The 4,874-nt window shown below is 67.2% G+C and carries 5 protein-coding genes; 4 read left to right on the forward strand and 1 reads right to left on the reverse strand.

Going from position 1 to position 4,874, the window contains the following annotated elements:
* The first annotated feature begins 453 nt into the window (after positions 1 to 453).
* Positions 454 to 1,143, forward strand: a complete 690-nt coding sequence (locus tag ABD260_RS37390; RefSeq protein WP_344241709.1) for a CBS domain-containing protein — start codon at positions 454 to 456, stop codon at positions 1,141 to 1,143.
* 2 nt (positions 1,144 to 1,145) lie between these two features.
* Positions 1,146 to 2,432 (forward strand): ArsB/NhaD family transporter, encoded by a 1,287-nt coding sequence (locus tag ABD260_RS37395; protein WP_344241710.1) that lies wholly within the window; start codon positions 1,146 to 1,148, stop codon positions 2,430 to 2,432.
* On the opposite strand, the gene ABD260_RS37400 is transcribed toward ABD260_RS37395, so the two are convergent.
* Positions 2,420 to 2,965: an SPFH domain-containing protein gene (locus tag ABD260_RS37400; protein WP_344241712.1), complete on the reverse strand. Its 546-nt coding sequence runs from the start codon at positions 2,963 to 2,965 to the stop codon at positions 2,420 to 2,422. The two genes, ABD260_RS37395 and ABD260_RS37400, sit on opposite strands and share 13 nt — an antisense overlap.
* Before the next feature lie 197 nt (positions 2,966 to 3,162).
* Here ABD260_RS37400 and ABD260_RS37405 point away from each other — a divergent pair, with 197 nt between their 5' ends.
* Both ABD260_RS37405 and ABD260_RS37410 read left to right on the forward strand, forming a co-directional pair.
* Positions 3,163 to 4,104, forward strand: a complete 942-nt coding sequence (locus ABD260_RS37405) for a HAMP domain-containing sensor histidine kinase (protein ID WP_344241714.1) — start codon at positions 3,163 to 3,165, stop codon at positions 4,102 to 4,104.
* Positions 4,101 to 4,745, forward strand: a complete 645-nt coding sequence (locus tag ABD260_RS37410; protein WP_344241716.1) for a response regulator — start codon at positions 4,101 to 4,103, stop codon at positions 4,743 to 4,745. Before ABD260_RS37405 ends, ABD260_RS37410 begins: the two co-directional genes overlap by 4 nt.
* The last annotated feature ends 129 nt before the right edge of the window (positions 4,746 to 4,874 follow it).

Genomic DNA, 4,874 nt, shown 5'->3' on the forward strand with positions numbered 1-4,874 from the left:
ACCCTCACGGCATAGGCTCCCTACCCAGCCAGTCCAACTTTCGGGGACCAGTTCAGAGGGCGGGTTGGCCCCTGAAGTTCTGAGGGGGCATGCCTCTCTCTGAGGGGCTGACCCCTGAAACGGAGGGTTGACCCCTGAAAGGGCGGATTGGGCCCTGAAGATCTGACGGGGCATGCCTCTCTCTGAGGGGCTGACCCCTGAGAGGGCGGGTTGGCCCCTGAAGTTCTGAGGGGGCAACCCGCTGTTTGAGGGGCTGACCCCTGAGAGGGAGGGGTTGGGTCGTGAAGTGAGGGGTGGGGAAGTTGGGGTGTGGACCCCATGGTTTGGGGGGCGGGCGGCGCCAAGACTGGTGGCGAGTAAGGCTGCCCGGTGGTGGTGGCCGGGGAGGCCAAGGTGATTGGTGCGGGTGTAGAGGGTGCGCGGGCGGTTGGCGCGCAGGCGAGTGGTGCACGTGTGATTGGTGCGCGGGCAAATGGTGCGCAGGCGGATGACGCGCGGGTGGATGGCGCGCAGGCGATCAGTGCGCGGGCAAATGGTGCGCAGGTGGATGGTGCGCGGGCGATCGGTGCGTGGGCAAATGGTGCGCATGCGGATGACGCGCAGACGGACGGTGCACGGGTGGGTGGTGCGCGGGTGGTTCGGGTGGTTGGGGCGGAGTGGCGGGGGGTTGGGATGCGGGCTGTTGATGTTGCGGTAGGGGTTTCCACGGTTTCGGTGGCTGATTCGGTGATTCGGGCCGTGCAGGTGATGGCGGTGGGTCGGTTGCCCGGGTTGGTGGTGGTTGATGCGGTAGGGCGGCCGGTGGCGGTGCTGCCGGGGTCGCAGGTGTTGCGGTTGAGTATTCCGGCGGCGTTTCAGGACGATCCGATGCTCGTACGGGCCGTGGACGAGCCGTCGGCGGATGTGTTCTGGCGGGAGCTGGGTGGGCTGACGGTGGGCGACTGCCTGCCGCGGCCGGTCGCGCGGCCGTTGACGGTGACCGAGGACGCGACGTTGCTGGAGATCGCGGCGTTGATGGCGCGCGGGCGGAGTCCGTTGGTGGCGGTGGTCGGGACCGGTGGCGAGTTGACCGGGGTCATCACCTTGGATCGTCTGCTCACGAGTCTGGCCGTGGCCGGGCTCGGTGACCAGCCGCCGGGGTAGGCGTGCGGCCGCTGTTCGCGCTGGCGATCTTCGGTGTCGCGTTCTTCTTCATCGCGACCGAGAAGGCCGACAAGGTCAAGGTGGTACTGATCGGTGCCGCCGCGATGCTGGTCCTCGGGCTCGCCCCGGGTACGGAGGTGTTCTTCTCCGAGCACGAGGGGATCGACTGGAACGTCATCTTCCTGCTGCTCGGAATGATGATCGTGATCGGGATCATCAAGCAGACCGGGGTGTTCGACTATCTGGGCATCTGGGCGGCGAAACGATCCAGGGGTGAGCCGTACCGGTTGATGGTGATGCTGATGATCATCACCGCCGTCGCCTCGCCCTTCCTGGACAACGTGACCACGATCATGCTGGTCGCGCCGGTCACGATCGTGGTGTGTGAACGGCTGAAGATCTCCCCGAAGCCGTACCTGATCGCCGAGGTGCTGGCGTCGAACATCGGCGGCGCCGCGACGCTGATCGGTGACCCGCCGAACATCATCATCGGGTCCCGGGCCGGCCTGTCGTTCAACGACTTCCTGGTGCACATGACGCCGATCGTGGTGATCGTGTTCGTGCTGTTCGTGATCCTGTCCAGGTTCCTGTTCCGCAAGAGCCTCAAGCACAATCCGGAACAGGTCGCCGCGGTGCTCGCGTTGCAGGAGAAGCGGGCGATTCGCGATCCGTGGCTGTTGGTACGGTGCTTGGCCGTGCTCGCGGTGATGATCGCCGCGTTCTCACTGCATTCCGTACTGCATCTCGAACCGTCGCTGGTCGCACTGGTCGGGGCCGGCGTGATGGTACTGGTCGCGAAGGCGGACGTACCTGAGGTGCTGCGTGAGGTCGAATGGGGCACGCTGGTGTTCTTCATCGGCCTGTTCGTGATGGTTTCGGGTCTGACGCACACGGGCGTGATCGAGTCGATCGGTGACTGGGCGGTGGCCGCGATCGGTGACCGGTACCTGCTGGCCGCGACCGCCTTGTTGTTCGGATCGGGCATCCTCGGCGCGTTCTTCGACAACATCCCGTACGTCGCGACGATGACGCCGGTGGTCGAAGGGGTCGTGGAGCAGGCGCCGGACCACCGGACCGGGCAGTCGTTGTGGTGGGCGTTCGCGCTCGGCGCGGACTTCGGCGGGAACGGTACGGCTGTTGCCGCGAGCGCCAATGTGGTTGCCCTCGGCATCGCTTCGCGGAGCGGGCATCACATCTCCTTCTGGCAGTTCACCCGGTACGGCGTGGTGGTGACCGTGTTGAGCATGCTGCTGGCCTGGGGGTACGTGTGGTTGCGTTACTTCGTCTGATCCGCGACCGAGCGGATCGCCTGTGGGGTGAGCTCGAACTCGGCCTTCCCGAGGTCGAGCTCACCGATCAGGACGCCCGGTACGTCGATCGTCAGCGCGCAAGTACGCAGTGCGGCGAGCGAAACCACGTCGTGCTGGGCGATCAGCCGGCGCAACGCTCTTTCGGTCTCGTCAAGCGCGAGCTCAACCGGGGTAAGCGAAACCCGGATCGCGGCGAGTGGATCGACGACCTCGATGGTGGTTTCGGCCGCGACGTGCACCTCGACGCCATCGCCGGTACGGGCGGTCACGCTCAGCGGACGGCGCGTACGGCCGCGGGCGATCCACACGTACGACTCCAGCAGCGGAATGCGTACGCTGACACCAGTCGCGAGGACACGTCGAACTACGCCGGACCGGAGTACGACGAGCCAGCGGTCGCGCGGGACCACACGCGGCTCGACCGCCGCTGCCAGAGCGAGCACCAACAGCACGATCAACGGATAGCTCGCCGCCGCATCGCCGGCCCAAAGGACGGTTGTCGCGAATCGCATCCTGCCTCCCGGAGACGTAGGACGCGGCGAGGCTCCCGCCCGCGGCCCCCTCGGCTCGCGTGGCGTGCCCCGCCGCACCTCCAGTCTGCTGCCCGGTCAACGGTGGCGGAATGAGTGCCAGCACCCACTTTCGCCGCCGTGAATGGACAACGAGGACGTCGCTGATGGACGCTGGAGGAGTGAAGACAGGAGCCGGAATGCCTTTGTACTGGCGGGTTTGCCTGATCAACGGCCTGATGTTCGTTGCCGGGACCACCGCGCTGGCGCTGGCGCCGGTGACCGTTTCGGCGACCGTGCTGCAGTCGGAGGCGGTCGTCCTGGTAGTCGGTCTGATCGGCATCGTCGTACTCAACTCGTTCCTGCTCCGCACCAGCCTGGCCCCGCTCGATCGACTCGTCCGGCTGATGGACACGGTCGATCTGCAACGCCCCGGGAAGCGGCTGTCCGAGGCCGGTGGGGGAGCGGTCGGGCATCTCGTCCACGGCTTCAACGCGATGCTCGATCGGCTGGAGAGTGAGCGCGGCCGCAGCAACGCGAAGGCGCTGGCGGCGCAGGAGGCCGAGCGGCACCGGATCGCGCGCGAGCTGCACGACGAGATCGGCCAGGGCCTGACCGCCGTGCTGCTCGGCCTGAAAGGGCTCGAGCCGGGTACGCCGCCCGAGCTGCGGCAGGCGCTCGAGGAAGTGCAGGAGACCGCACGAGCGACACTCGACGAGGTACGTAGCGTCGCGCGGCGCCTGCGCCCGGGCGTACTGGAGGATCTTGGTTTGCAAGCCGCACTTGCCGCGCTGGCGATCGACTTCTCGGCGCACGGGCTGCAAGTACGCCGCATCACCTCGCCCGGGCTGCCCGAGCTCGGATCGGAGCGGGAGCTGGTGATCTACCGCGTCGCGCAGGAAGCCCTGACCAACGCGGCCCGCCACGCCCAGGCCCGTACGGTGCACCTTTCGCTGCAACGGCACGGCGCGGCGGTCGTGCTGTCGGTCGATGACGACGGCAACGGTCTTCGTGGTGCCGAAGAGGGCACGGGCATCCGCGGCATGCGGGAGCGTGCTCTGTTGATCGGGGCCGAGCTGGCCGTCGGTCCCGGCGAGAGCGGTACGTCGGTCCGGTTGCGAGTACCGCTGGAGGCCGTGTGATCCGGATCCTGCTGGCCGACGACCACGCCCTGGTACGCCGTGGGGTGCGCCTGATCCTCGACAACGAACCGGATCTCGAGGTTGTCGCGGAAGCCGGGGACGGCGCGGAGGCGCTGGAGTTGTTTCGGAGTACGCCGGTTGATCTCGCGATCCTCGATGTGCAGATGCCGCGGATGACCGGCCTGCAGGCGGCGCGTGAGCTCTCCCGGCGGCGCGATCCACCGCGGCTGTTGATGCTGTCGATGTACGACAACGAGCAGTACTTCTTCGCCGCGTTGAAGGCCGGCGCGAGCGGTTACGTACTCAAATCGGTGGCCGACCGCGACCTCGTCGACGCCTGCCGCGCCGCCGGCCGAGGTGAATCGTTCTTGTATCCGGGCGTGATGAGCACGCTGGTGCGTGACTACGTCGACCGGGTCCGGCGCGGTGAGCGGGTGCCCGGTCAGGTGCTCACCGACCGCGAGGACGAGGTCGTCAAGCTGATCGCCGAAGGGCACCCGTCGAAGGAGATCGCCGGCATGCTCACGATCAGCATCAAGACCGTCGAACGTCACCGCGCGAACATCCTGCAGAAGCTGGGCATGCGGGACCGCACCGAGCTCACCCGCTACGCAATCCGCGCCGGCCTGATCGAGCCGTGATCGGCACCACCAACTTCCCGCCCGCGGCGTGAGCACTCCCCAAACCGGTTTGGGGTGGTTCATGGCCTGTTTCAGGGGGCGGATTCACGCGGTGGTTGCAACACCGGGTGGATTTGCTTGGTTGGACAG

The organism is Kribbella hippodromi (genome assembly GCF_039531045.1).
Classification (GTDB): Bacteria; Actinomycetota; Actinomycetes; order Propionibacteriales; family Kribbellaceae; genus Kribbella; species Kribbella hippodromi.